General features: G+C 62.7%; 21 protein-coding genes. 16 read left to right on the forward strand and 5 right to left on the reverse strand.

Going from position 1 to position 22,876, the window contains the following annotated elements; all coding sequences use genetic code 11:
* The 7 genes from P3T40_RS41685 to P3T40_RS41715 form a co-directional block, all read left to right on the forward strand.
* A partial coding sequence (locus P3T40_RS41685) for a glycosyltransferase (protein ID WP_429273501.1) occupies positions 1-605 on the forward strand: 605 nt, incomplete at its 5' end.
* A 109-nt stretch (positions 606-714) separates the two neighbouring features.
* The gene (hpnJ, locus tag P3T40_RS41690; RefSeq protein WP_429273502.1) at positions 715-2,136 is read left to right on the forward strand and encodes a hopanoid biosynthesis associated radical SAM protein HpnJ; all 1,422 of its coding nucleotides are present in this window, start codon (positions 715-717) and stop codon (positions 2,134-2,136) included.
* Entirely contained in the window at positions 2,136-2,999 is an 864-nt protein-coding gene (hpnK, locus tag P3T40_RS41695; protein WP_429273503.1) for a hopanoid biosynthesis-associated protein HpnK, read from the forward strand. Before hpnJ ends, hpnK begins: the two co-directional genes overlap by 1 nt.
* Positions 2,996-4,009, forward strand: a complete 1,014-nt coding sequence (locus P3T40_RS41700; protein WP_429273504.1) for a lysylphosphatidylglycerol synthase domain-containing protein — start codon at positions 2,996-2,998, stop codon at positions 4,007-4,009. Before hpnK ends, P3T40_RS41700 begins: the two co-directional genes overlap by 4 nt.
* 438 nt (positions 4,010-4,447) lie before the next feature.
* Entirely contained in the window at positions 4,448-6,181 is a 1,734-nt protein-coding gene (locus P3T40_RS41705; RefSeq protein WP_429273505.1) for an MOSC domain-containing protein, read from the forward strand.
* Between the two features lie 221 nt (positions 6,182-6,402).
* Positions 6,403-7,521: an ATP-binding protein gene (locus tag P3T40_RS41710; RefSeq protein ID WP_429273506.1), complete on the forward strand. Its 1,119-nt coding sequence runs from the start codon at positions 6,403-6,405 to the stop codon at positions 7,519-7,521.
* Positions 7,522-7,551: 30 nt separating this feature from the next.
* A complete protein-coding gene (locus tag P3T40_RS41715) occupies positions 7,552-8,340 on the forward strand; it encodes a phytanoyl-CoA dioxygenase family protein (RefSeq protein ID WP_429273507.1) in 789 nt (262 codons plus the stop codon).
* 56 nt (positions 8,341-8,396) lie between these two features.
* Here P3T40_RS41715 and P3T40_RS41720 read toward each other — a convergent pair whose 3' ends face one another.
* Both P3T40_RS41720 and P3T40_RS41725 read right to left on the reverse strand, forming a co-directional pair.
* Entirely contained in the window at positions 8,397-8,987 is a 591-nt protein-coding gene (locus tag P3T40_RS41720) for a 2-hydroxychromene-2-carboxylate isomerase (RefSeq protein WP_429273508.1), read from the reverse strand.
* Between the two features lie 96 nt (positions 8,988-9,083).
* Entirely contained in the window at positions 9,084-9,689 is a 606-nt protein-coding gene (locus tag P3T40_RS41725) for a TetR/AcrR family transcriptional regulator (protein ID WP_429273509.1), read from the reverse strand.
* 209 nt (positions 9,690-9,898) lie between these two features.
* Here P3T40_RS41725 and P3T40_RS41730 point away from each other — a divergent pair, with 209 nt between their 5' ends.
* Complete coding sequence (locus tag P3T40_RS41730) at positions 9,899-10,642, forward strand: SDR family oxidoreductase (RefSeq protein WP_429273510.1); 744 nt, start codon at positions 9,899-9,901, stop codon at positions 10,640-10,642.
* Positions 10,643-10,671: 29 nt separating this feature from the next.
* On the opposite strand, the gene P3T40_RS41735 is transcribed toward P3T40_RS41730, so the two are convergent.
* Positions 10,672-11,640 carry an ABC transporter substrate-binding protein gene (locus tag P3T40_RS41735; RefSeq protein ID WP_429273511.1) on the reverse strand — a complete coding sequence of 323 codons (969 nt, stop codon included), beginning with the start codon at positions 11,638-11,640 and terminating at the stop codon, positions 10,672-10,674.
* A 261-nt stretch (positions 11,641-11,901) separates the two neighbouring features.
* Here P3T40_RS41735 and P3T40_RS41740 point away from each other — a divergent pair, with 261 nt between their 5' ends.
* The 4 genes from P3T40_RS41740 to P3T40_RS41755 all read left to right on the forward strand — a co-directional run bounded on the left by P3T40_RS41740 (position 11,902) and on the right by P3T40_RS41755 (position 16,333).
* Positions 11,902-12,981 carry an LLM class flavin-dependent oxidoreductase gene (locus tag P3T40_RS41740; RefSeq protein ID WP_429273512.1) on the forward strand — a complete coding sequence of 360 codons (1,080 nt, stop codon included), beginning with the start codon at positions 11,902-11,904 and terminating at the stop codon, positions 12,979-12,981.
* 11 nt (positions 12,982-12,992) lie between these two features.
* On the forward strand, positions 12,993-13,832 hold the full coding sequence (locus tag P3T40_RS41745; protein ID WP_429273513.1) for a class II aldolase/adducin family protein: 840 nt from the start codon (positions 12,993-12,995) through the stop codon (positions 13,830-13,832).
* 294 nt (positions 13,833-14,126) lie between these two features.
* The gene (locus tag P3T40_RS41750; protein WP_429273514.1) at positions 14,127-14,735 is read left to right on the forward strand and encodes a cysteine dioxygenase; all 609 of its coding nucleotides are present in this window, start codon (positions 14,127-14,129) and stop codon (positions 14,733-14,735) included.
* A complete protein-coding gene (locus tag P3T40_RS41755; RefSeq protein WP_429273515.1) occupies positions 14,732-16,333 on the forward strand; it encodes a rhodanese-related sulfurtransferase in 1,602 nt (533 codons plus the stop codon). Before P3T40_RS41750 ends, P3T40_RS41755 begins: the two co-directional genes overlap by 4 nt.
* A gap of 84 nt (positions 16,334-16,417) precedes the next feature.
* Here the strand turns inward: P3T40_RS41755 and P3T40_RS41760 are convergent, their stop codons facing one another.
* Positions 16,418-17,332 carry a LysR family transcriptional regulator gene (locus tag P3T40_RS41760; RefSeq protein ID WP_429273516.1) on the reverse strand — a complete coding sequence of 305 codons (915 nt, stop codon included), beginning with the start codon at positions 17,330-17,332 and terminating at the stop codon, positions 16,418-16,420.
* Positions 17,333-17,699: 367 nt separating this feature from the next.
* Here P3T40_RS41760 and P3T40_RS41765 point away from each other — a divergent pair, with 367 nt between their 5' ends.
* The 4 genes from P3T40_RS41765 to P3T40_RS41780 all read left to right on the forward strand — a co-directional run bounded on the left by P3T40_RS41765 (position 17,700) and on the right by P3T40_RS41780 (position 21,938).
* Positions 17,700-18,593 (forward strand): ABC transporter substrate-binding protein, encoded by an 894-nt coding sequence (locus P3T40_RS41765; RefSeq protein WP_429273538.1) that lies wholly within the window; start codon positions 17,700-17,702, stop codon positions 18,591-18,593.
* Positions 18,594-18,680: 87 nt separating this feature from the next.
* Positions 18,681-19,874, forward strand: a complete 1,194-nt coding sequence (locus P3T40_RS41770; protein ID WP_429273517.1) for an acyl-CoA dehydrogenase family protein — start codon at positions 18,681-18,683, stop codon at positions 19,872-19,874.
* A 543-nt stretch (positions 19,875-20,417) separates the two neighbouring features.
* Positions 20,418-20,975, forward strand: a complete 558-nt coding sequence (locus P3T40_RS41775) for a hypothetical protein (protein WP_429273518.1) — start codon at positions 20,418-20,420, stop codon at positions 20,973-20,975.
* A gap of 9 nt (positions 20,976-20,984) precedes the next feature.
* Entirely contained in the window at positions 20,985-21,938 is a 954-nt protein-coding gene (locus P3T40_RS41780; protein WP_429273519.1) for a patatin-like phospholipase family protein, read from the forward strand.
* 35 nt (positions 21,939-21,973) lie between these two features.
* On the opposite strand, the gene P3T40_RS41785 is transcribed toward P3T40_RS41780, so the two are convergent.
* Entirely contained in the window at positions 21,974-22,585 is a 612-nt protein-coding gene (locus P3T40_RS41785) for a class I SAM-dependent methyltransferase (protein WP_429273520.1), read from the reverse strand.
* Between the last annotated feature and the right edge of the window lie 291 nt (positions 22,586-22,876).

A 22,876-nucleotide genomic window follows, 5' to 3' on the forward strand; every position in this document is an offset into this window, starting at 1 on the left:
TCGGGTTTGGCGCGACCCTGGCGTTGCGGCGCACGACGCTCGAGGAGATCGGCGGCTTCGAGGCACTTAAAGACTGTCTTGCCGACGACTACTGGTTGGCCGAACATGCGCGCAAGCTCGGGCTGAATACCGTATTGTCGCCGGTGATGGTGGCCACGGACGTGATCGAGCCGACTTTCACCACCTTATGGCTGCGCGAGATGCGCTGGTTGCGCACGATCCGCTCGGTGAATCCGTCGGGGTTTGCGTCGCTGATCATTACGTTTACTTCGCCCTGGCTGGTGGTGGGCGCGTTGCTGGCGGCCGGGCTGAATGGCGGATTCATCGGCGGGGGCGGCGCCAATCCGTTGATGGCGCTGACGTTATCGATCAGCACCGCGATCGGTCTAATCGCGCGCATTCTGTTGCATGGGCGCAGCGCCCGTATTTCGCGCACGTTCTGGCGCGATCTGCCGCTGGTGCCGTTGCGCGATACGCTGCTCGCGCTGCAATGGCTGGGCGCGGCATTCGGCACGCACGTCGTGTGGCGCGGCGCGCGGATGTCGGTCGTCAATCGCGTCGCATCGCCACGTACGTCGATTGTGGAGATGTCCGATCGCGGATAAGGGCGTGTGCCGGTCGGACAACAAACAGGTGCCCGGTTGGTCCGGCGCACCGGTGCAGTATCACTGGGTTAATCAGTCATCAGAATCAACGAAGATTGTCGGAGCACTCATGAAAACGCTGTTTTTGCAGGCCCCGTCGTATGACGGTTTCGATGGCGGCGCGGGTTCGCGTTATCAGGCGAAGCGCGAGATCCGCTCGTTCTGGTATCCCACGTGGCTCGCGCAGCCGGCGGCACTCGTGCCGGATAGCCGCGTGCTCGATGCACCGGCTGATGGTCTGTCGGTCGAAGCATCGCTAGAGATCGCACAGCAGTATGAGCTCGTCATCATCCACACGAGCACGCCTTCGTTCCCTACGGATGCGATGTTTGCGCAGGACCTCAAGAAGCGCAAACCGTCGGTGATGATCGGCATGGTGGGCGCCAAGGTTGCGGTCGACCCGCACAACTCGCTGACGGCGAGCGAAGCGATCGATTTTGTCTGCCGTGAAGAATTCGATTTCACCTGTCAGGAAGTGGCGGCGGGCAAGCCGCTCGCGCAGATCCAGGGCCTGAGCTATCGCGCGGCGGATGGCTCGATCGAGCACAACGAGGCGCGTCCGATCCTCGAGAACATGGACGAGCTGCCGTTCGTGGCGCCCATCTACAGACGTGACCTCAAGATCGAGAACTACTTCATTGGTTATCTGAAGCATCCGTATGTCTCGATCTACACCGGACGTGGCTGCCGCTCGAAGTGCACGTTCTGCCTATGGCCGCAGACAGTGGGCGGACACCGCTACCGCACGCGCTCGGTGGAAAACGTGCTGGAGGAGGTGAAGTGGATCCGCGACAACATGCCCGAGGTCAAGGAGATCATGTTCGATGACGACACCTTCACCGACTTCAAGCCGCGTGTCGAAGAGATCGCGCGTGGTCTCGGAAAGCTGGGTGTGACGTGGTCCTGCAACGCGAAAGCGAACGTGCCGTATTCGACGCTGAAGATCATGAAGGAGAACGGCCTGCGCCTGCTGCTGGTGGGTTACGAGTCGGGCGACGACCAGATCCTGCTGAACATCAAGAAGGGCCTGCGCACGGATATCGCACGTCGCTTCAGCGAAGACTGCCGCAAGCTGGACATCAAGATTCACGGCACGTTTATCCTGGGTCTGCCGGGCGAGACGCAGGAGACGATCGAAAAGACGATCGAGTACGCGAAGGAAATCAACCCGCACACCATCCAGGTGTCGCTGGCGGCGCCCTATCCGGGCACGACGCTCTACAACCAGGCGGTGGAGAACGGCTGGCTGCAGGAGAACAAGGTCATTAATCTCGTCAGCAAGGAAGGCGTGCAACTGGCCGCCATTGGCTACCCGCACCTCTCGCGTGAGGAGATCTATCACCACGTCGAGACCTTCTACAAGCGTTTCTATTTCCGACCGTCGAAGATCTGGGAGATCGTGCGCGAGATGCTGATGAGCTGGGACATGATGAAGCGGCGTCTGCGTGAAGGCGTCGAGTTCTTCAGATTCCTGCGCGCACACGAAGCGTGATGACGCGCGAGGCTCGGCTTTCGCAGCGTACGTTGATCTTCACTGCAGACGATTTCGGTCTGCACGAGCGCGTCAACGAGGCAGTCGAGCGCGCCCATTTGCACGGCGTCCTGACCGCGGCGAGCCTGATGGTTGCGGCTCCTGCCGCACGCGACGCCGTGGCATGTGCGCGGCGGCTGCCGGATCTGCGCGTCGGCTTGCATCTGGTGCTGGCTGACGGCGCGGCGTTTTTGCCGCGCGAAGCGATTCCGGCGCTGGTCGACGCGGACGGCAGGTTCGGCGACAACATGGTGCGCGACGGCTTTCGCTTTTTCCTTTTGCCGCGGGTCCGCAAACAGCTTGCGCTGGAGATTCGCGCGCAGTTCGAAGCCTTCGCGAAGACCGGGCTGCCGCTCGACCACGTCAATACCCATAAGCATTTCCATCTGCACCCGACGGTGCTCGGGTTGATCATCGAGATCGGCCGCGACTATGGCATGCGCGCGATGCGTTTGCCCTGTGAGTCGCGCGAGCCGCTCTGGTTGAAACCGTGGACCAGCCTGGTGCGGGATCGTCTCGATCATGCGGGGATTGCTCACAACGACTATGTGGTCGGCATTGCAAAGACCGGACAGATGACGGAAGGCGTGTTGCTCGACGAGTTGGCGCGTTTGCCGGACGGCGTGGGCGAGATCTATTGCCATCCGGCCGTGATGGGCGAGGGCGCATTGACGGCTGGGATGCGCGGCTACCGGCATGCCGACGAGCTGGCCGCGCTGGTGTCGCCACGTGTGGCGGCTGCGATCGAGGCGGCCGGGGCCACCCGGGGCGGCTTTGCCGATGTGTTCGGGTACGTGCATGACAGCGGGGTGCAGCCGTCATGAAGGGATTGCGATGGTTGCAATGGGCGGGCCTGCCGCTGGGTATCGCGATCCTGATCGGGCTCGTGCTGCATGAAGGCGCGGGCGGCCTGATACAGGTGATCGGTCAGGCTGGGTTTGCACTGCTGTGGCTGGTGCCGTTTCATGCATTGCCGTTGTTGCTCGATGCGTATGCGTGGCATTTGTTGCTTGGCAGGCGCGTTTCGCTGCTGTTTTTGTGGTGGGTGGCGACGGTCCGTGAGGCTGTGAGCCGGTTGTTGCCGGTGGCGGGGATCGGTGGCGAGATCGTCGGGATTCGGCTGGCGCGATGGCGTGTGGCTGATCTGAGTGGCGTGAGTGCGTCGGTGATCGTCGAGGTCATGGTGACGATGGCGGTGCAGTATGTGTTTTCTGCGCTGGGGTTGGTTTTGATCGTGGCGTCGACGCATCAGGTGGGGGTGTTGCGGACTGTTGGGTTGGCTTTAGTGTTGTCGTTGCCTTTGCCTGTGATGGCGGTGGTTTTGGTTCGGCGTGGTGGAGTGTTTCATGCTGTCGAGCGTTGGGCTGGGAGCTTGCTTGGGGCGTCCAGTTCGATTTTGCACGGCATGGATGGGCGGCAGCTCGATGCGGATATCGATGTACTCATGTCTCGTGCCGGGCTTTTGTTGCGGGCTTTTGTTTGGCAGTTGAATGGGTATCTGCTCGGGGCGTTTGAGGCTTATTGGGCTTTGGAGTTGCTCGGGCATCCGGTTTCTTTGGGTGGGGCTTTGGCTATTGAAGGTTTGACTCAGGCTGTGCGGCATGCTGCGTTTTTTGTGCCCGCCGGGCTTGGAGTGCAGGATGCGGCGGTTGTGGTGCTCGCGCAGATGTTTGGGGTGGATCGGGAGGTGGCCTTTTCGTTGGCTCTTGTTAAGCGCATGCGCGAGGTTTTGTTTGGGTGTGGGGCGTTGGTTTCGTGGCAGGTGGTTGAGGTTTGGAGGAGATGGGGGGTGGATGGGCGTGGGGTTGGTGGTGTGGGGGAGGAGCAGGTTTGAGGCTTTTTTTGCTCCGCAGGATTTTTGTTTGGATTGCTGAGGGTTGTTTTTTTGCCTTGTCGGCGGTTTGGTTGTTTGCTTACGGCGTTGGCCTTTCCTTGCTGGCTTATCGGTCTATTAGCTTTGCCCCTGTGCGGGGCGGCACTTACTTTCTTTGCCGTCGCAAAGAAAGCGGGCTGCAACCGCTAGCCTGTAGGTGTCCTTCACTTGTGTGAACACGGAGTGGTCCGAGACGAGATGCGCTCTCGTATCACACGCGTTAGTGACAAAGCCGTCATCCGTTCCGGCGTTGCGCTGCGCGCCGCCGTTGGGCATAACCTCTTGCGGATGTGGTTGGCCGATGGGGGCCTTCATATATGCTGGCGTGTAGCGGCGTTTTGGGCGCGCTCTCGCGTTTCAGGGGGATACATGGCTCGACTGCTATCGGTGAATGTCGGAATGCCCCGTGACATTGACTGGAAGGGGCGCACGGTTCGCACCGGGATATGGAAGGAGCCGGTGCATGACCGCTGTTGGGTCGGCCGGTTGAATCTGGCAGGAGACGGGCAGGGCGATCTGGCCGGGCACGGCGGCGAGCAGCGGGCCGTATTCGTTTACCAGATCGAGTCGTATCGTCATTGGCAGGCGCAACTGAAGCGGACCGATTTCGTCTACGGACAGTTCGGCGAGAACTTCACCATCGACGGCATGCCGGACTCCGCTGTGTGCATCGGCGACCGCTATCGGATCGGCACCGCCTTGTTCGAGGTGACTCAACCTCGGGTGACCTGCTATCGCGTCGGCATTCGGACTAATGAGCCCCGCATGCCCGCTTTGCTGACTTCTAGCGGACGGCCAGGGTTCTATTTCCGCGTCCTGCAGGAGGGTGCCGTCGGCGCCGGCGACGAAATCGTCAAAGTCAGCGAGCCAAACGAGCGTATGTCCGTCGCCGAGATCAACGCGCTCCTGTATTCGCCCCATCATCCGCGCGATCGGCTGGAACAGGCGTTGCGCATCGATGCGCTTTCGCCGGGGTGGCGTTGGTCGTTCGAGGCGTTACTGCGGGATCGGACGACGGGTACGGCGAGCGGGAATGCAGGTCTTGCGCCGGCCGCCGCTGCGCATCCGGCTGTGCCCGGGTTTCGGCCGCTCACAGTGACGGCGATTGAACGGCCGGCCGCCGATGTGCTCTCGCTGACGTTACAGGACGCGGGCGGTCAACCCCTGCCGACCGCTTTACCCGGTCAGTACGTGGTGTTGCGTCTGCCACGGGCCGCCGGTGGGGCGCCGCTTTTTCGCAGCTACTCGCTTTCGGGCGCCGCGTCGGCAGAGCGCTATCGGATCAGCGTCAAAATCGAGCCGAATGGGGCAGCGGGAACGTACCTGCAAAAGCAGGTTCGCCTGGGTGATGCACTCGAAGTCAGTGCGCCGCGCGGCAGCTTTGTTCTGCAGTCGGGAGACGGTCCGCTGGTCCTGCTCAGCGCCGGCATCGGCGTGACGCCTGTGCTTGCCATGCTGCACGCGTTGGCCACAGCCGGCTCGACCCGGCAGGTCTGGTGGCTCCACGGCGCTCGCGATCGACAGCATCATGCCTTCGCGGACGAAGCCCGTGGCCTCGTGCACGCGCTGTCGCATGGGCGCAGCTATGTCTGCTATAGCCGCCCAGATTCGGGCGAGCGGCTCGGCGTGGATTTTGACGCGACCGGCCATCTGTCGCGGGCCGCGCTCGACGAGCTTGGCGTGCCGCGGCAAGCGGATTTTTACCTCTGCGGTCCTACGCGCTTCCTGGCGGACATGAAAGTGGCGCTAGCCACCCTGAACGTCGCGCCGCAGCGGATTCACGCCGAAATCTTCAATGGTAGCGAGGGGATGACGCCCGGAATCGTCGGTGCCGCGGCGCGCGTGCCGCACCCGCCCGAACAGGATGCCGAGACCGGGCCACTCGTTTCATTCGCGCGCAGCGGTGTCGCGGCACACTGGAACCCGGCCGTGCATACGAACATTCTGGAGTTAGCCGAAGCGTGTGACGTGCCGGTTCGATGGGCGTGTCGGAGCGGGGTTTGTCATAGATGTGAAAGCGGACTGGTTTCGGGGACGATCACCTATGGTCCTGAACCGCTCGACATGCCCGCGCAAGGCAACGTTCTTGTCTGCTGCGCCCAGCCGGCTGGGGACGTCGTTGTTGATCTGTAATCGGGGGAATCTGGCCGCAGATGAGGCATCGAAGCCACGCTTAGCAAACCGAACCCAAGGTGGCACGCTTCGGCAAAACTGGCAGCATCATTGCGAATGTGCGACCGGCCGCACCGATGCGGCCTGGACCCGAATGGGTCGATTTAATTAAGTTTGCGTGTAGCAACGGATTCCGTAAAAATGAATTAGATTGGTTCTTTTCCCTCCTTTTGGGGGCATGCATGCGACTGGCTGACTTCATCCTGAGTGACATGGAAAGCATTCTGGCGCAATGGGAGGCGTTCGCGGGTACCCTGTTGCCGGCGGCCGCAAACATGCGGTCACGGGCCCTGCGCGACCATGCGCAGCAGATCCTGGAGGCCGTGGCAAAAGACTTGTCGACCTCCCAGACCAGCGAGGCCCAGTTCGAGAAATCGATCGGGCAGGCGCCCAAGCTGGCCGGGGCCTCGGAAACCGCCGCACAAACGCATGCGCTTCTGCGCGCGCGGGGCGGGTTTGACATCAACCAGTTGGCTGCCGAGTACCGCGCGCTTCGAGCGAGCGTACTTCGCTTGTGGATGGATGAGTGTCAGCCCGACGCCCCTCATCCGGACGACGTCATCCGCTTCAATGAGGCCATTGATCAGGCAATTTCCGAATCGATCGGCTTTTTCAGCGCGCAGGTCGATCAGGCTCGTAACCTGCTGCTTGGAATGCTGGGGCACGACATGCGCAGCCCGCTCCAGACCATCCAGACGACGGCTTCGTATCTCGCGGCGCTGAACGCCGGTGAGAAAGTGTCGGTAGCTGCGTCACGGTTGATCAGAAGCGGTGCTCGCATGCAGGCGCTGCTGGACGACATGCTTGATTTCAATCGCACCAGGTTGGGTTTGGGCATCAATGTCGTGCCAACTGAGGGAGATTTGGCAAGGCAGGTCGCAGATGAACTGGACCTGGTGCGAGCCGTGCATCCGGACCGTCAGCTCGAGCTGGACGTGGTCGGCGACTGCCACGGTGTTTGGGACGGTCGGCGCCTGCAGCAGTTACTTGGCAATCTGGTTTTGAACGCGATCAAATACGGAGATCCCGATGCGCCGGTGCACGTATCGCTGAGAGGCGAGGCAGCGGAAGTCATTCTCGAGGTGAAAAACAGCGGCGCTGCCATTGAGCGCTCGACCCTCGACCAGATCTTTGATCCGCTCCAGCGTGGCCCGAACCATCGGGACAGAAATGTCGACAGCAGTCTGGGGCTCGGGCTTTATATCGCGCGCGAAATTGCCAAGGCTCACGGGGGCGGCATTGATGCACGCTCTGACGAGGCAGAGACGGTGTTCATTGTGCGCCTGCCCCGTCGCCAGTAGCGTTCATAGAAACTACATGGGGACATTTCGATGCGTTACTCAAACGAGGAACACGATGCGCACGCGAGGACGTTCGATCGCGATGGCATGGTACTCCTGAAGCGGCACTTTCCAAAGGAAACGCTGTCACGTTGGCGGCAGGCCTTCGATAGCATTCTTGCCCATAGACTGCAAGAGAACGCAACCGCTGTGCGCGGCGCCCACAGACACTACATCACGTTGCCGTTTGCCGGCGTGTTCGCGGATGAGTGCATATTCTGCGACCCCGACGTGCTGGCTATTGTGGAACGTGTCGCAGGTGAAGACCCGGTCATGTGTCAACTCGCGACGGACACGCCACTGCTCGGCTCAACGTATCAGGACGTTCATCGCGACACACCTGCCTTGTTCGACGACGTAGCGGAAACACCTTCGTTCCAACTCGCGGTCAACTTTCCGCTTTGCGATGTGACCGCAGATAACGGTCCGTTCGAAACGAGTCTTGGCACCCACAGAATGGATGCGGAAGAAGCGCTGCGGGCCTATCTGGCGGGGCAGATTTCGTTGCACGCGATTCCAATGGAACTCGGCGATGTAATGATTCGCGACGTCAGGGCATTGCATCGCGGCACGCCGAATAACACCGATTCCCCGCGTCCCATGGTTGTCATTGGATACAGTAGAAGCTGGTATTTCAGGCCGGAAGTTCACATCGACGTCCCGCGCGATGTATTCCAACAACTCGGCCCGCGAGCAAAGCGCTTGCTTCGGTATATGCCCCAGGTCGACGACGCAGGCACCGTCCAGAGGGGCGAGAGCTACCTCAAATTCGCCTACTGACGTCGTCAGCAGCTATTCGCTACTTTCGCAGCCCGTCACGCGCTGCCCGCGATCTGTCAACCCAACGCATCCTTCACAAACTCCAACCGATCCTGCCCAAAAAACATCTCGTCGTTCACAAACATCGTTGGCGCTCCGAACACGCCACGCTGGACCGCCGCGTCGGTGTTCGCTTTCAACGCCTCCTTTACCAACGGGTCGCTCACCAGCGCTTCAATTTCACTCGCCTCGAAACCTGCCTTGGCAAGCGTAGCCATCGTCAACTCGGGTTCGTTCAGATTCAGCGCTTCAACCCACAAGGCCTCAAAGACGGCTTTCAGCAACCTTTGCAGGCGCTCAGGTTGCCTCATTTGCACGCCCGTAATCACGCGCATCAGGTACAACGTGATGATCGGGAAGTGTGGATTGATCGTTAGCGGTACACCATACCGGCGCGCAAAACGGCCGAAGTCCATATCAGCGTAACGCCCCTTGGCCGGTATCGTCGCCGGCGACGTATTGCCTGTGGCCTTGAACACGCCGCCCAATAACATCGGCTTGTAGGCCAGCTCCGCATTCCGTTGCGCGCACAGCGCCGGCAGTTGCGTCCACGCCAGGTAAGTCGCAGGACTGCCGACGTCGAAATAGAATTCCACCGTCTTACTCATATCGTCTCCATTTAATAAACAACCGTTCGTTAAATAAACGATAGATTATCGGGCCGTGAACTGTCAATCGGTTCGCAGCGGAGAGCGCTCGAAACCTCAAGCCTTCCGCGCAGCATCCGGCGCCACGTCCGCTTGTTCGATTTGCGCTGCAATGGTTTTGTCCAGATGTGTGCGGCTCGCATGAATGATCTCTTCCATCGCCCGTTTGGACGACATGCCACGTGCGACCACGATCGTCCCAATCAACTGGCAGATGATTGCCCACGCTACGTCCGGATCGCCGATGCCTTCTGCCCAGCGGTCTTTCAGTGCCGTCATCGCGTTCTCGTACAGCTTGCGCACGCCCGGTTCGGCCCGGGCAATCTCCGCCCCCAAGGCAGGCAACACGCAGCCCGATTCGGGATGCCGGACATGCCCCACTGTCAGATAGTTGTCGAAGGCCCTCGCCACCCATTCAAGCGGTGTTTCCCCTTCCTGCGGTCCAAGCATCCCGGCGCTGCGGTCCAGTTCGCTTCCAATGATCTCGACGAACAGTTCTTCCTTTGAGCCGAAGTGCGCATAGAACGCGCCGCCGGTGAGTCCCGCCGCCGACATCAATGTGTCTACGGACATCGAGCCGAAGCCGCGCTCCTTTGCCATCGCGCTGCTCAGTTCCAGCAGACGTTTGCGCGTCGCTTCCTTATGACCGGGTGAATATCGCATGGTGGTTGTCGTATCAGAGAGGGATCGTTTAGTGACTAGTATAGTTTTTAAGAGACGGAGGGGCCAAAATTGATCCCACCGACGATTGCAGAAACGCTTATAACACGCAAAGTACGCGTCGTTACATCGTGATAACCGGGTAAACCATCATCTGTTCTTCCAGCGACGAAAGCGGTATAAATGAACGATCGTTAGATAAAGGAGGCAGTATGACCGGGAACAACCAGGCGCCACAAGGCGTCGCGCTCGTGATCGGCGCGGGCGATGCCACCGGCGGCGCCATCGCGCGCCGCTTCGCACGGGAAGGGTTGGTCGCCTGCGTGGTGCGGCGTAATGCCGAGAAATTGCAGCCGCTCGTCGAGCAGATTGAAGCGGAAGGCGGCAGGGCGATCGGCTTCGCTTCCGACGCTCGCCAGGAAGAGCAGGTGGTCGAACTGGTGGAAAAGATCGAGCGGGAAGTTGGGCCGATCGAGGTGCTGGTCTTCAACATTGGCGCGAACGTGCCCTGCAGCATTCTCGAAGAAACCGCGCGCAAGTACTTCAAGATCTGGGAGATGGCCTGCTTCGGTGCCTTCCTTTATGGCCGTGAGGCGGCCAGGCGCATGGTGGCGCGCGGTCGCGGCACGATTCTCTTTACCGGCGCGACGGCGAGCCTGCGCGGTTCGGCCAATTTCGCCGCGTTCTCAGGGGCCAAGCACGCATTGCGCGCGCTGGCGCAGAGCATGGCGCGCGAACTCGGTCCGAAGCATATTCACGTTGCCCATGTGGTGGTCGACGGCGCCATCGACACCGAGTTCATCCGCGAGAACTTCCCGGAACGCTACGCGACCCGCAGCGAGGACGGCATCCTCAAGCCGGAACACATTGCCGACAACTACTGGTATCTGCATTCGCAACCAGGAGATGCGTGGACTCACGAACTCGATTTGCGCCCGTGGCGTGAACACTGGTAAGCGGATGCGCGCGGGCAGCGTGCCGTGCGCTAGCCGATCCCTTGCGCCGTGATTGCCCGAACATCCACCTTCGCAGGCAATATCCGCTGCTCAAACGCCTGGTCCGCGACCTTCTGCAAAGTGGCGATATCCGCGTCGCTGACCGGGCGTTGCCTGAGCGCCGAGCGAACGGTGATGACTCTCGCCGCCTCGATCGGCAGGCGCGTCAACGTTGCATACACCTGCGCATACGCTTCGGGATGTCCCGCGGCCCATGCGCCCGCGCGTTGGAAACGTTGCAGCGCGTCGGCGAGCGCCGGCCGCTTCGCCTGATCCGCAGCCGCCGCGCCGGAAGCGGTAATAAACGCGAGCCCAGTATTGATGCCGCTGCCGTCGCGCAATACGCGTGCGCCACGTTGCACGGCCGTGCCGTAATACGGATCGAAGGTCGCCCATACGTCGAGCTGGCGAGCCTCGAACGCAGCAAACGCGTCGACGGGCAGTACGAAGCGCACATTGACGTCGTCACGCGTGAGTCCCGCCTCGGCGAGCGCGCCGTACAACTGATACTGCGAAATGCTGCCGCGTGCCGACGACACCACCACGGTTTTGCCCTTCAGGTCGGCCACATGTTGCAGCGGTGAGTCAGCTTGCACGACGATGCCAAGCGAGGTGGGCGTCCCCACCCGGGTCGCGACAATCTTCAGTGAGGGATCGCCGATCGCGGCGTCCAGCACAGGCAGATCGCCTGCTGGGGCGAGATCCACGGCATTGGCGCGTTGCGCTTCGAAAAGCGGTGCCGCGCCCTGAAAGTTGGCCCAGCGAAACGGGTATGGCGCGCCGTCAAGCACATGGGCCGCTTCAGCCAGCGCGCGCAGACCGCCGGCCTGATCGCCGAACACGAGTTCCGGCGCCGCGGCCCGCGCATCCGCCGCGTTGAGCCACCAGGAAGCAGGCGCGATGCCGCATGCGGCGAGGGTCTGCAAAATCCGGCGGCGGTCGGAGCGAAAAGCGATCATCGGCGTGGTTCCATGAAGAGTAGAGTCGAAGCGGGCGGCGCCGTCCGCGTAACCGCTGGAGTGCACCGCAGCGAAGCGAGGTTAGCAACCCGCCCTGGCCGCCACAAACATGCAATTGCGATATCTTTATCGACTATCAATATTTAACGAACGCATGTTGCGGTGCTACCTTTGATCCTCGCTTGACGCCCTGTCCAGGGTGTCGCCGCCGGTTTGTGCGCAATGCGCCCGGCGTTCTGTCGATCATCTGGGAGACGCATCGTGGCAGTCGAATTCATCGGCATGATCCAGACCCGCAAGGTCTCGGAAACGCACGCGCCGCAAGGTCCGGCGATAGATATCGGTTATGTGGAGCAGTTTGCGCGGGCCCACGAGGAGGCGGGGTTCGACCGCGTGCTCGTGCCGCATCACTCCACGGGCCCGGATGCGCTTCTGACCGTCGCGCATGCCGCCAGCGTCACCCAACGCGTGCATTTCATGCTTGCGCACCGGCCAGGGTTCGTCGCGCCGACGCTTGCCGCGCGCCAGCTGGCCACGCTCGATCACTACTCGGGCGGCCGGCTTGCGGTGCATATTATTTCGGGCGGCGATGACGCCGAGCAACGCCGCGACGGCGACTTCCTCTCGCACGACGAGCGCTACGCGCGCACCGACGAGTACCTGTCGATCCTGCGGCGCATCTGGACCTCGGACGAGCCGTTTGATCACGAGGGCAAATACTATCGATTCGAACGTGGCTTCTCCGAAGTGAAGCCGGTGCAGCAGCCGCATATTCCGATTTACTTCGGCGGGGCGTCGGCGCCCGCGCTCGAAATCGCGGGCCGTCATGCAGACGTCTACGCGCTGTGGGGCGAATCGAAGGCGCAGGTACTCGAACAGGTGACGCGTGTGCGCGCCGAGGCCGCCAAGCATGGCCGCACGGTGCGTTTCTCGGTGTCGTTCCGCCCGATTCTGGCGGCCACCGAGGCCGCGGCGTGGGAACGCGCCGAGCATATTCTCGAAGAGACCAAACGGCTGCGCGCCGCACAAGGGCTCGGTGTAGACGGCCCGGCGCAGAGCGAAGGCGCGCGCCGGCTGCTGGCGGCGGCCGGAACGGCGGACCGCGCGGATGAACGCTTGTGGACTGCGATCGCGAAGGAAATTGGCGGCCGTTCGAATTCGACCGCGCTGGTCGGCACGCCGGAACAGGTGGCGGATACGCTCGCCGAGTATTACGCGCTGGGCGTGACGACTTTCCTGATTCGTGGTTTCGATCCACTTGAGGATGCGCTCGACTACGGCCGCACGCTGATTCCCGCGACGCGCGAACGCATCGCGCTCAGCGCTCGCGCAGCCGCCTGAATGGAGGAGCGATGACGGATCTGTCTATCACGGTTGCCCATCCTGTGGAATCTTCAACGTCGCCACCGCCGTTACAACGCCATGCCCCGCTGCGCAAATTCTGGTTCGACGAGGTGCCGCCGCGCGCGAGCGTGGTCGACGAGCGCCGTTACCGGCAGGAGCGTCTCGCGGTCGCGTTTCGGCTGTTTGCGCGCTACGGCTTCGACCAGGGACTCGCGGGCCACATTACGGCTCGCGACCCCGAATGGCACGATCACTTCTGGGTAAATCCGTTCGGTAAGCATTTCAGCCGCATTCGCGTCTCCGATCTGCTGCTGGTGAATGCACAAGGCGAGATCGTGGTGGGCGAGGGGCCGGTGAATCAGGCCGCCTTCGCGATTCACGCGGCCATTCACGAAGCGCGGCCGGATGTGGTGGCCGCCGCGCACACTCACTCGCTGTACGGCAAGGCATGGTCGACGCTTGGCCGCACGCTCGATCCGCTCACTCAGGACTCGTGCGCGTTCTATCAGGACCACGCATTATTCGACGATTTTCGCGGCGTCGTGCTCGATACCGATGAGGGTTCGCGCATTGCGGCGGCGCTCGGCGGCCATAAAGGCGTGATCCTGAAGAATCACGGCATTCTCACAGCGGGCCCGAGCGTCGAAGCGGCGGCGTGGTGGTACATCGCGCTCGACAGCGCGTGCCATGCGCAATTACTCGCGGAAGCCGCGGGCAAGCCGCAGCTTATTCCCCACGAGATCGCCTCGTTGACACATGAACAGGTCGGGCGGCCGGGCGGCGCGTTGTTTGCCTTTCAGAGCCTGCTAGAGGGCCTGGTCGACGCTGAACCCGACGTTTTCGACTGATCATTCACAAACGATGAGTCCGCTTCGTGTCTCGCCGGTTTCGCGCGGGCGCTGCCAACCGCCCGTTTGCTGGGTGCTGCCGCCGCTTTGCTTGGCCCCCACGCTGCCACGTCAGTTGCGGTTCTTCGCGCGGCGCTCAGCGCGGCGGTCATCGCACGGCCGGTAGACATTGCACCACTCTGGACCGACCCTTTCAACACAACGCTCGCGCGGATTGTCTGAGCCTCTCAAGGTGCTGCCGCTGCGCCGGCGGCTCGCAGCACCTTTCTCGACCTTTGATTCCTTCATCACGTCATGAGCCAAACCTTGCGGCTTGACCGCTTGCGCACTTTTGTCGGGCGAATCGCCTCTCTGCTGGATGATGCGGCCCCTGAAGCCCGGCTGCTCGAAGCAGGCGGCGCCTCGCTGCGTGAACTGATCGCGCACGACGACTGGTTGCCCGATGTGTGCGCGCGCCCTGACGCCGAGCGTTATCAGCAGTACCTTCTGCATGTGGATTCGCGACAGCGCTTCTCCGTGGTGAGTTTTGTGTGGGGTCCGGGCCAGGCGACGCCGGTCCACGACCACACCGTTTGGGGACTGATTGGCGTATTACGTGGCGCGGAAATCGCGCAGCCGTATCGCCTCGACCAACGCGGCACGTTGATTGCTTCTGGTACGGCGAGACGGCTCGAAACTGGTGCCGTCGATGCCGTATCGCCGCGCATTGGCGACGTTCATCGTGTTAGCAATGCTTACCAGGACCGCGTGTCGATCAGCATTCACGTTTATGGTGCAAATATCGGTGCGGTGTCGCGCTCGGTTTATCCCGAGCGGGGCGGCCGCAAGGCATTTATGTCCGGGTACTCGAACGACGTGTTACCGAATATCTGGAATGTATCGAAGGAGATCGCCATCTCATGACCGTTGCAACTGAATTCCGTACCCGTTCATTCGAAGACGTGCGCCGCGCATTGCTCGAGCGCCGCGAAATCGCGCTGCTCGACGTGCGCGAGGAAGATCCGCATGCGCGCAGCCATCCGTTGTTCGCGGCGAACCTGCCGTTATCGAAGCTTGAACTTGAAGTGCCGCTGCGCTTGCCGCGCCGCAGTGTTCCGATTGTCGTGTTCGACGACGGCGAGGGGCTCGCCGAGCGGGCGGCGAGCCGTTTCGTCGAACTGGGCTACACCGATGTCACGCTGCTCGCAGGTGGTTTGCGCGGCTGGGCCGAGGCAGGCGGTGAACTGTTCCAGGATGTCAACGCGCCGAGCAAGGCGTTTGGTGAACTGGTGGAAAGCGAGCGGCACACGCCCTCGCTCGAAGCGCCACAAGTGCAGGCGCTGCTCGACGATGACGCAAACGTGGTGGTGCTCGACGCCCGCCGCTTCGACGAGTATCAGACCATGAACATTCCCGGCAGCGTCAGCGTGCCGGGCGCGGAACTGGTGTTGCGGGCGCGGCAACTGGCGCCGGATCCGTCGACGCAGATCGTTGTCAATTGCGCGGGACGCACGCGCAGCATCATCGGTGCGCAATCGCTGATCAACGCAGGTGTGCCGAATCCGGTCGCGGCGCTGCGTAATGGCACGATCGGCTGGACCCTTGCAGGGCAGGAACTGGCGCACGGCAGCACGCGGCGCTTCGATCCGGTCACCGATCATTCGGTGCGGGTTGCCGCGGCGGCGTCGGCACGGGCGGTAGCTGATCGCGCAGAGGTGGGCCGCACTTCGCGTGACGAAGCGCGTCGCTGGGCTGAGGAAGCCGTACGGACTATTTATCGTTTCGACGTGCGCTCGCCGCAGGAGTATCAGTCGAGCCATGTGCCTGGATTTCGCAGTGCACCGGGCGGACAGCTTGTGCAGGAGACCGATATGTTTGCGCCGGTGCGCGGCGCCCGCGTGATTCTCGCGGACAGCGACGGCGTGCGTGCCAATATGACCGCTTCCTGGCTCGCGCAGATGAACGTCGAGGTGTACGTCGTCGACGGCCTGACGGCGGCCGACTTCACGGAGGAGGGTGCGGCGCCCGTCGTGAGGAACGCAGTGCCGCCGCCTGAGGTCGACGAGATTTCGCCGACGGCGCTTGCAACGTTGCTGCATTCGCCCGGCACCGTAGTGCTGGATTTCACGGCGAGTGCGAACTACGTGAAGCAGCATATCCCCGGGGCGTGGTGGGCGCTGCGGGGAGAACTGGCCGACGCACTGCGCAAGTTGCCGGAGGCGCAACGTTATGTGGTGACCTGCGGGACTAGCGCGCTGGCACGCTTCGCGGCACCGGAACTGGCCGCGCTGACTGGCAAGCCGGTGCAAGTGCTGGCGGGCGGCACCAGCGCGTGGATTGCGGCGGGTCTGCCCGTCGAGAGCGGTGAGACGCACCTCGCTTCGCCGCGGATTGATCGTTACCGGCGTCCTTACGAGGGCACCGATAACGCCCGCGAAGCGATGAATGCGTATCTGGAGTGGGAGTACGGGCTAGTGGCGCAACTAGCGCGTGATGGCACACATGGGTTTCATGTGATCTGAGCGATGCCGGGTTCGATCCGCGCGGGCTTCGCGCAGAGGTGACGAAGGGCGCACCCACGAAGGCGGTGGTTGCGCCCTTTGCGTTCAGGCCGCGCGTTGCTGCAAACGTACGGTCTTGAATTGCCGCTCGACGGCGGCGCCGAAGCGCTCCACGGGCTGCTGTAGTTTGCCGAGCACGCGCGGATGCACGAGCCAGATATCGATCAGCGGCTTGAAGTCGCTCAGCGTGAGCACATCGAGTGCGGCCTCATGACGGCTCGCCTGCAGCAAAGGTAGCGGCACGAGGCCGAGACCATTGCCACCAGCGACGAGTTGCAGTTGCAGTTCCGTGCCGAGTGTCTCCAGATTCAGCTTCAGCGCGAGGCCAAGGCCGGTCAACGCGCGCTGCAGACCTTCACGAAACCCGCAGCCATCGGGATTCAGCACCCAGCCGATCGATTGGCACTCCGCCAGCGTGTGGACGCGCTTTTTAAGCGCGCCTTTGGGGGCGACGACCGCCAGCTTGACGCGTCCGAGCGAGCGCGCGGCAAGCGTCTCGGCGAAGGCCTTGTTGGCCGGTAGCAGAATGGCCGCGGCGTCGAGTTCGCCCGCTTCGACCCGTTGCAGCAACTGGCTGCCCCAGCCGCTCGACGCGCTCGCCTGTAGGTCGGGGTAAGCGGCGCGCAATTCGCGCATGGCATCCGGCAACGCGATGTCGGCGATCGTCTGCGCGACACCGAGGCGCAATGTGCCGACAGGTGGCGTGTCGTTGGCAACCAGCTCGCGCAGCACGTCGATCTCACGCTGGATCACGCGGCATTGCTCATACACGACACGTCCCATGGCGGTGGCTTTCAGCGGGCGGGTATTGCGATCGAGCAGATCGACGCCTAGCGCCTCCTCGAAATTCTGCAGCCGGCGCGTGATGGCGGGTTGCGTGAGTCCGAGCGTTTGCGCGGCCTGTTGCAGCGACTGGGCGCGGATGACGGCGACGTAGGCTTCAATATCGTCGATCTTCATGATGAGCGGTGAGATAAGAGGGCAGGCAATCGTGCGGTTGATGATACCTGTAATGCACGTCCTGCATATCGCCAGCGTAGCAACATCCGCATATTTGCTTAGAAGAATAATGCGTTTGTCTTATACAAGTGCGTGCCGTATCGTCGTTGCTGATTCCGGCTTCATGCGCGCCATGTGCAGTGTCAAGGCACCGTAACGGGTGCTTTGCAGAAGCGCTCACTGATCCGCAACGAACGATATGACGACCACACGTTCTCTTTCTCCCCTGTCCCTCGCACAGATCGCGTCTCTTGCAGCGCCGCGCTTTCGTCGCGCGCTCGCCAAAGTGCTCGCTCGCGCGGTATTGGCGCTCCCGGCAGCGGGCTTCATGTCATGGGCGAGCATGGCGTGCGCCGCGGACCTGCCCGTGCTCAAAGTAGGCGACCAGTCGCTGCAGACGCGCGGCATTCTCGAAGCGTCGGGCCAACTGAAGGATTTGCCGTACCAGATCGAGTGGTTCAACTTTCCTGCCGCGCAGCCGCTGGGCGAGGCATTGAACGCGGGAGCCGTGGATGTCGGCGGCCTCGGCGATGCGCCGCTGGTGTTTGCGCTTGCGGCGGGCGCCCAGGTACGCGCCGTCGCCGCGACCCGCTCGCATCCCGTCGACCTTGCGATTGTCGTCAACGAGCATTCGCCGTTGACCGATGTGGCGAGCCTGAAGGGCAAGCGCATCGCCACGACGCGTGGCTCGATTGGCCACTTCCTTGCGCTGGCGGCGCTGAAAAAGGCCAATATTCCGCTGTCCGACGTCACGTGGGTGTTTCTCGCCCCCGCCGATGCCAAGGCCGCACTCGCCTCAGGCAGCGTGGATGCGTGGTCCGTGTGGGACCCGTACACGGCGCTCGGCGAATCCCGCGATCATGATCGTATCCTCGCCAATGGTGTCGGTTTATCGGAAGGGCTGAGCTATCAGGTCGCCACCGATCGCGCGATCGCGGGCAAACGCGCGGTACTGGCGGACTTTTTGCGGCGCGTGGCGCTCGGTCAGCAGTGGGCCTTGTCGCATCCGGATGAGGTTGCGGCGATGCAATCGCGCGTGACCGGCTTGCCGCCCGATGTGCTGAAAACCGTCTATCAGCGTGGCCAGGTGCATCCGGTCGCCATCGACGACAGCGTGATCGCCGCACAGCAACGCACCGCCGACACCTACGAAGCCGCCAACGTCATCCCAACGCACCTGAATGTGCGTGCGAGCTTCGACCGCAGTTTTCCTTTGCCATAAGCCGCAATGCGAAATCTGCAATCCGCAATCGGTAAGCATGCCTGATAATTTATCGGACTTACCTGAGTGCACCGCCCCGGAGTTTCTATGAACGCCCCAGATGTTGATGTTGGCCTCGCGCGCGCTGCGACGCGCGGCCACCCACCGCTCGCTAGCGACGCGTTCGACGCCTTGCTCGCCCAGCTCACCGCCGAGTTCGCCGCGAGCGCTGAAGCGTACGACCGCAGCGCCGAATTTCCGCACGCCAATCTGGCGCGCCTGCACGAATATGATTTGCTCTCGCTGACGGTGCCGACGGCACTCGGCGGCGGGGGCGCGAGCTTGCCGCAGGCCTTGAAAGCGGTGCGTGCGGTGGCACGCGGCGAGCCGTCGACGGCGCTCGTGCTCGTCATGCAGTATCTGTTTCATCACCGTCTGCAGAGCAATCCGCGATGGCCTCGCGACTTGCGTGAACGCGTCGCCGTGGAAGCGGTACGCGACGGCGCGCTGATCAATTCATTGCGCGTCGAGCCCGAGCTGGGCACGCCTGCACGTGGCGGTCTGCCGGGCACACTCGCCACCCGCAGCGGCGACGGTTGGGTCATCAACGGCAGCAAGCTGTATTCGACCGGTAGCCCCGGCTTGACCTGGCTGGCGGTGTGGGCGCGCAGCGACGAGACGCCGCCACGCGTCGGCGTCTGGCTGGTACGGCGCGACACGCCGGGGGTGCGGGTCGGGGCGCTGTGGAATCATCTCGGCATGCGCGCGACCGGCAGCCACGAAATCATCTTCGATAACGTCTTCGTGCCGGCCGCGCATGCCGTGGATATCCAGCTGCCCGGCGAGCCCGGCGCCGGCCTGGACGCGCTGGGTGTAGCGTGGATGAGCGTGCTCCTCTCGGCGGTGTACGACGGCGTGGCGCGAGCGGCCCGCGACTGGTTCGCCGACTGGGCCGCAACGCGCGCGCCCGCCAATCTCGGCGCGCCGCTTGCGAGCCTCGCGTCGTTTCAGCAAACGCTCGGCCGCATCGATGCGCTGCTGTTCAGCAACCGCGTGTTGCTCGATGCGACGGCGCACGCTGAGCGGGTCGCACTCGACGAGGCGCTGCTCGTCAAATATACGGTGACGAATCAGGCGATCGAAGCCGTGCAGATCGCCATCGAGGCCAGCGGTAATCCGGGGCTGAGCCGCGACAATCCGCTCGAGCGCCACTATCGCGATGTGCTGTGCGCGCGCATCCATACGCCGCAAAACGACTCGGTGCTGCAGGGCGCCGGACGCACGGCGTTCGCAAACCGCTGACGGTAATTTCGCCGCGGCGGCACCGGTTCACGCGTTGGTTGCCATCGCAACGAGGGAGGCATTCTGCAGCCGCGCGCGAGATTCAATCCTCAGCCTATTCGGTGTAAACGCTGGCTCGCCTAATCCCCGCAATGCGTCTAAATTATCGGCACCTGGGCAAGATAGTCGAGGGACCAGACGGCCGTGTGCAGCGGTCTGTCCCGGGCGAGAGCGCATGATCAGTGGCCGACGGCGGCTGATTGCTTCGTTCGGAGTTGGACCGCTGCGTGTCGTCCGCTGTAGGTCGTTCGTCATGTGCTTACCCTCGCGGGTCCTCAGTTCTCTATCGTCAGCTGTGGGTAGTTTTTAGCAGCTGTTTCCGTGCCTTTTCCCGTTGCCTCCCGCCTCTAGCACGAACGGCGCATTGCACTGCGTCGTTGCTGTGCTGTTCCTTGGCCTCGTTGTCTGCTCGGGCGTTACTGCCCGCCTCGCTGCGCGCGCCTCCCCGGTTTTGCTATCCTGTCGTTCAACCTTCATACAACGGACTGCATCCCAACCCCACAGATGGCTTCGAGCTTCCGATTGCTTATCGTCGCCGTGCTGGCCGCATCGCTCGCGCTGGCAGGGTGCGACGACCAACAGGGCCAACGTGCTGTGCAAAAACTCAAGGATTTCTTCAATGCCGTCAAGCCGGACGCGTTGTTGCTGAAAGGCCTCACGCCCGGCGTCACGACGGAAGAGCAGATTCGCAGCCAGATGGGCAAGCCGGAAACCGAGCGCACCTTCACCGACGGTTCCAAACGCCTTGAGTATCCGCGCGGTCCGCAAGGGCTCAATACCTACATGGTCGACATCGACCGCGACGGCAAGCTGCAAGCCATCACTCAGGTGCTGACCGCGGCCAATTTCGCGAAAATCCAGCTGGGCATGAGCGAAGACGAGGTGCGGCGGCTGCTCGGCAAGCCGGGGCAGGTCGCCGTGTTTCCGCTCAAGCCGGAAACCGTCTGGAGCTGGAAGTGGCGCGAGGGCGGCGTGACCGAAGAGGGCATCTTCAATGTGCACTTCGATGCGTTTCATAGGGTCTATACGACATCGCGTTCAGACGTAATACGCGGACGATAAGGAGAAAACATGCTGCGGCGACGTCCTCATTCGCGCATTGGTCTCGTACTGGGCGGCGGCGCCGCACGAGGCTGGGCGCATATCGGCGCAATCCGCGCGCTGCATGATGCCGGCATCAAGCCGGACGTGGTATGCGGTACTTCGATCGGCGCGCTGATCGCGGCAGTCTATGCGAACGGCGATCTCGACTGGCTCGAGGAATGGGTGGCGCGCCTGACCTGGCAGACGGTGGTGCGCCTGCTGGATCTGCGCATTTCCGGTGGTCTGTTCGGTGGCCGTAAGGTGATCCAGGTATTCGCCAACCGGTTCAACGGCCGCGAGATCAGCGAGTTGAATATGCCCTTCGCGGCGGTGGCGACCGAGCTCGATTCGGGCCGCGAAACCTGGTTGCAGGACGGCAGCGTGGTGGATGCGGTGCGCGCGTCGATTGCGATTCCGGGCATCTTCACGCCGGTCTGGCATAACGGCGTATGGCTCGTGGATGGCGGCCTGAGCAATCCGGTGCCGGTGTCGGTGGCGCGCGGCATGCGCGCCGATTGCGTGATCGCCGTGGATCTGAACAACGATATTCTCAATGGCCGCGATTTCGGCGGCATCACCGCCGCTGCGCCGGCGCTAGATCCAGATGCACCTCCGCCAGGCTCGCTGCGCAAAAACGGCAAGCCGTGGCCACGCTGGCTTGCGCCGGCCGATGACGTCGTGTCGACCGACGTGCGCGTGGCGCCGCCGCCGAGCGCGCGGGTGCCGTCGATGCTGAGTTCGGTCGCGCAGAGCATCGACATCATGCAGGTGCGCATCACGCGCAGCCGTCTGGCGGGTGAGCCGGCTGACATCCTGATTCAGCCGCGCCTGGGCGGCATGGGGATTTTCGATTTCCATCGTGCCGCGCCCGCGATTGCGGAAGGGCGGGCGGCGGTTGAGCACATGCTGCCGGCGATTCGCTCCCGGCTAGGGATCGAATGATCCGTTCGGGCGGTGAAGGGCGGGCGCCTTAAACCTTAAAGGCCGCCCGTATTCTTCGACGCGATCACCCGGCAAATCCGCTTGCCCGAGCTTTCGCTGGTCGCGTCTTCGAACAGCAAAATCGCGCAATCGATCAGCGCGTCCACCACGAGCTTCGGTTCGAACGCAGCGTAAAGACGGCCATCCGGCTGTCGCATATCCTCGCCCTCGGTCACGCGCCACGACAGATACAGCACGCCATTGGGCCGCAGAAGGCGCCGCAGGTTATCGACGGCCAAAGGAATCGACTCGGCCGGCAAATGCATGATCACCGTCTCGCAGACGACGTTATCGAAGCGCTCGTCGATCTCCGCGAGTTCCGGCAGCGTGGCCTCGCGAAACACAATCTCGGGATGCAGGCGGCGCGCTTCGGCCAGCAAGGCGGTGGATGCATCGAAGCCGCACACGCGATAATCGTGCGCGGCGAGCCATGCTGCGTCGCGCCCATTGCCGCAACCGATCTCGGCGGTCGTGCCTTGCGGCACCAGATGCGTTTCCAGCAGCGCGTAGAGGTCGTTCGGCGGCGGCTGGTCGAGCCATTCCTGACTGTAACGGGCGGCGTCCCTTGCATAGGCGTCGAGCGTCGTGGAATCGTAACGGGATGTCATGGCGCTGAGCCCCCTCAAGAAAACGCCGGGCCGTCGCTCTATCCGGCGTAAGCACCCCGCGCCACCGCAGTGTAGCGGGGTTTGCCCTGGTCGTGACGCCAAAACGCGCTGCGGCGCGCGCCATAGCGTCTATCGAAAAAGCGACCCGAAACTTGCTAAATCGCGGCGTGGACTCGCGTGGTCCGGTGGCGCTTACAAACACATATCACCTACTGGAACAAGGGTCTTGCGCGCTCAATGGACTGAAACGTCCAATGTTGCGTCGCAACATGCCGCAGGCTGCCTGTTTGA

Origin of the sequence: Paraburkholderia sp. EB58, from assembly GCF_050436665.1 — a bacterium.
Lineage (GTDB): Bacteria > Pseudomonadota > Gammaproteobacteria > Burkholderiales > Burkholderiaceae > Paraburkholderia.

What these genes read in the sequence shown, in the direction of transcription:
- P3T40_RS41750 (WP_429273514.1), top strand. Translation starts at nt 14,127, where the DNA reads ATGAGCCAAACCTTGCGGCTTGACCGCTTGCGCACTTTTGTCGGGCGA.
- hpnJ (WP_429273502.1), top strand. Translation starts at nt 715, where the DNA reads ATGAAAACGCTGTTTTTGCAGGCCCCGTCGTATGACGGTTTCGATGGC.
- P3T40_RS41705 (WP_429273505.1), top strand. Translation starts at nt 4,448, where the DNA reads ATGCCCCGTGACATTGACTGGAAGGGGCGCACGGTTCGCACCGGGATA.
- P3T40_RS41785 (WP_429273520.1), bottom strand. Translation starts at nt 22,585, where the DNA reads ATGACATCCCGTTACGATTCCACGACGCTCGACGCCTATGCAAGGGAC.
- P3T40_RS41715 (WP_429273507.1), top strand. Translation starts at nt 7,552, where the DNA reads ATGCGTTACTCAAACGAGGAACACGATGCGCACGCGAGGACGTTCGAT.
- P3T40_RS41760 (WP_429273516.1), bottom strand. Translation starts at nt 17,332, where the DNA reads ATGAAGATCGACGATATTGAAGCCTACGTCGCCGTCATCCGCGCCCAG.
- P3T40_RS41730 (WP_429273510.1), top strand. Translation starts at nt 9,899, where the DNA reads ATGACCGGGAACAACCAGGCGCCACAAGGCGTCGCGCTCGTGATCGGC.
- P3T40_RS41755 (WP_429273515.1), top strand. Translation starts at nt 14,732, where the DNA reads ATGACCGTTGCAACTGAATTCCGTACCCGTTCATTCGAAGACGTGCGC.
- P3T40_RS41770 (WP_429273517.1), top strand. Translation starts at nt 18,681, where the DNA reads ATGAACGCCCCAGATGTTGATGTTGGCCTCGCGCGCGCTGCGACGCGC.
- P3T40_RS41720 (WP_429273508.1), bottom strand. Translation starts at nt 8,987, where the DNA reads ATGAGTAAGACGGTGGAATTCTATTTCGACGTCGGCAGTCCTGCGACT.
- P3T40_RS41725 (WP_429273509.1), bottom strand. Translation starts at nt 9,689, where the DNA reads ATGCGATATTCACCCGGTCATAAGGAAGCGACGCGCAAACGTCTGCTG.
- P3T40_RS41765 (WP_429273538.1), top strand. Translation starts at nt 17,700, where the DNA reads ATGTCATGGGCGAGCATGGCGTGCGCCGCGGACCTGCCCGTGCTCAAA.
- P3T40_RS41780 (WP_429273519.1), top strand. Translation starts at nt 20,985, where the DNA reads ATGCTGCGGCGACGTCCTCATTCGCGCATTGGTCTCGTACTGGGCGGC.
- P3T40_RS41735 (WP_429273511.1), bottom strand. Translation starts at nt 11,640, where the DNA reads ATGATCGCTTTTCGCTCCGACCGCCGCCGGATTTTGCAGACCCTCGCC.
- hpnK (WP_429273503.1), top strand. Translation starts at nt 2,136, where the DNA reads ATGACGCGCGAGGCTCGGCTTTCGCAGCGTACGTTGATCTTCACTGCA.
- P3T40_RS41700 (WP_429273504.1), top strand. Translation starts at nt 2,996, where the DNA reads ATGAAGGGATTGCGATGGTTGCAATGGGCGGGCCTGCCGCTGGGTATC.
- P3T40_RS41775 (WP_429273518.1), top strand. Translation starts at nt 20,418, where the DNA reads ATGGCTTCGAGCTTCCGATTGCTTATCGTCGCCGTGCTGGCCGCATCG.
- P3T40_RS41745 (WP_429273513.1), top strand. Translation starts at nt 12,993, where the DNA reads ATGACGGATCTGTCTATCACGGTTGCCCATCCTGTGGAATCTTCAACG.
- P3T40_RS41710 (WP_429273506.1), top strand. Translation starts at nt 6,403, where the DNA reads ATGCGACTGGCTGACTTCATCCTGAGTGACATGGAAAGCATTCTGGCG.